Below are 1584 nucleotides of genomic sequence, written 5' to 3'. Positions count from 1 at the left end.
GGGCAGCGCGTGCCCGCATCGGCGGCGGCGGCGACGTGGCCGCAGGCCGCGCAGGCGATGGCGTCGCGCCCGGCATGGCTGGATTCCGGCCCGATGGACCGCCAGATCGCCCGGCGCTCGAGCGTTGCCCGGGTGATCATCGTCATGAAGGCGGCGGCGATCACGCAGGCGCCGCCGGCGCCGATCCGCACCGGCAGGAACGGTGCCACGCGCGAATAGCCGATGATGCAGCCGATCAGGAAGACGTCGATGGTCGCCCATTCGTCGAGCCGCTCGGCGATGCGGAAGGCGGGGCCGAGCCATGCCGCCCGGCGTCCGGCGCGCAGCATCGCCAGGACCGCCGCGAGCAGGCCGAAGCGCGCCAGCGGCAGCGCGATCAGTTCGGCGGCCAGGACGATGCCGGCCAGCGGCCAGCCCTGATGCCAGAGCCCGGCGATGCCGGCGGTGATCGTGCTGCGGTTGGCGGCGCCGAGCAGCGAGACGCGCATCAGCGGCAGCAGAATGGCCGGCGGCAGCAGGACCAGCGTGGCCACGGCGCAGGCGAGGGCGGCATCGAGCCCGCGGCCCGACATGCGTTCGAGCGGCGCATCGCACCGGCGGCAATGGATGACGCCGGGCCCTGAACGCGCCGGCAGGCGCTGCACGAGACCGCACCAGGCGCAACCGATGACCCCATGGGGCGGGTCGCGCACGGCATCCGGCGTGCCGAACAGGAAGGACGCCAGGCTCATGCGCGCCACCGATGGTGGAGGCGGCGGGCATTCATCTGGCGTGACATAAGAAGGCGGCGGCGGCGGCGCAGCCGGAACGGCCGCGAATCGGCCGATCTCACGCGACAGTGATCGACGGACTCAGGGGCGGCGGGCGATCGCGAGGCCGAGGGCGGCGCCGCAGAGCAGGCCGCCGCCGATCCGGTTCGGCAGCCGCCCGACGCCGGCGAGGCGCCGGCCCAGCGCGCCGCCGAGCAGCACCCAGAGACTGTCGATCGCGAGGGCGAGGCCGAGAAAACTGCCGGCGAGCACGGCGACCTGGGACGAGGCGGGGCGCGCCGGATCGATGAACTGGGGAAACAGCGCGCCGTAGAAGAACAGCGTCTTCGGGTTGGTGAGCGAGACGACGAAGCCGCGCACCCAGATGGCGCGCCGCCCGGGCGGGGCTGGCCGGCGGCGCCGCCGCATCCACCGGCGGGCGCCGCCAGGTGGCGATGCCGATCCAGAGCAGGTACGCGACCCCGGACCAGCGCAGGACGCCGAACCAGGCGCCCAGATGGGCGAGCAGGGCGGTCAGCCCGAAGGCCGTGACCGCGAGTTGCACCGCCATGGCGGACGCCGTGCCGGCCAGGGTGGTGAAGCCGGCGGACCGCCCGTGCGAGATGCTGTTGCCGACGAGCAGCATCACGTTCGGCCCCGGCAGGAGCATCAGCAGCGTCACGGCGGCGATGAAGCCGAGGAACAGGTCGGGCGGCGGCATGGCGGGCATCCTGACGGAAACCGCGCGCCGCGTCATCCCTGAACGCGAGGATGACGGCGAAGCCGCGGGATGGGCGCGCGCGGGCGCATCCGGCGGCGTTCGCCGTCGGGGGGG

At 74.3% G+C, this 1584-nt stretch carries 3 protein-coding genes and 1 pseudogene; 1 reads left to right on the top strand and 3 read right to left on the bottom strand.

The window, feature by feature from the left end; translation table 11 throughout:
- The 3 genes and pseudogenes from APM_RS11470 to APM_RS22950 all read right to left on the bottom strand — a co-directional run.
- The coding region (locus APM_RS11470) for a paraquat-inducible protein A (RefSeq protein ID WP_007423543.1) at positions 1 to 731 on the bottom strand (731 nt) is incomplete at its 3' end.
- A 120-nt stretch (positions 732 to 851) separates the two neighbouring features.
- Positions 852 to 1178, bottom strand: coding sequence for a LysE family translocator (locus APM_RS22955; protein ID WP_256379487.1), 327 nt, complete (start codon positions 1176 to 1178; stop codon positions 852 to 854).
- A gap of 70 nt (positions 1179 to 1248) precedes the next feature.
- Positions 1249 to 1374, bottom strand: a pseudogene (locus tag APM_RS22950) (LysE family translocator); the annotation flags it as partial.
- On the opposite strand from APM_RS22950, the gene APM_RS22655 reads away from it, so the two are divergent.
- A partial coding sequence (locus APM_RS22655; protein ID WP_241763146.1) for a hypothetical protein occupies positions 1319 to 1584 on the top strand: 266 nt, incomplete at its 3' end. The pseudogene APM_RS22950 and the gene APM_RS22655 overlap by 56 nt on opposite strands.

Source organism: Acidiphilium sp. PM, assembly GCF_000219295.1.
Taxonomy (GTDB): Bacteria; Pseudomonadota; Alphaproteobacteria; order Acetobacterales; family Acetobacteraceae; genus Acidiphilium; species Acidiphilium multivorum.
Note: the sequence above shows the minus strand (reverse complement) of the source record. Positions and strands in the feature narration are given on the sequence as shown.

Excerpts from the sequence above, each read along its gene's own strand:
- APM_RS22955 (WP_256379487.1), bottom strand. The coding sequence starts at position 1,178 with ATGCGGCGGCGCCGCCGGCCAGCCCCGCCCGGGCGGCGCGCCATCTGG.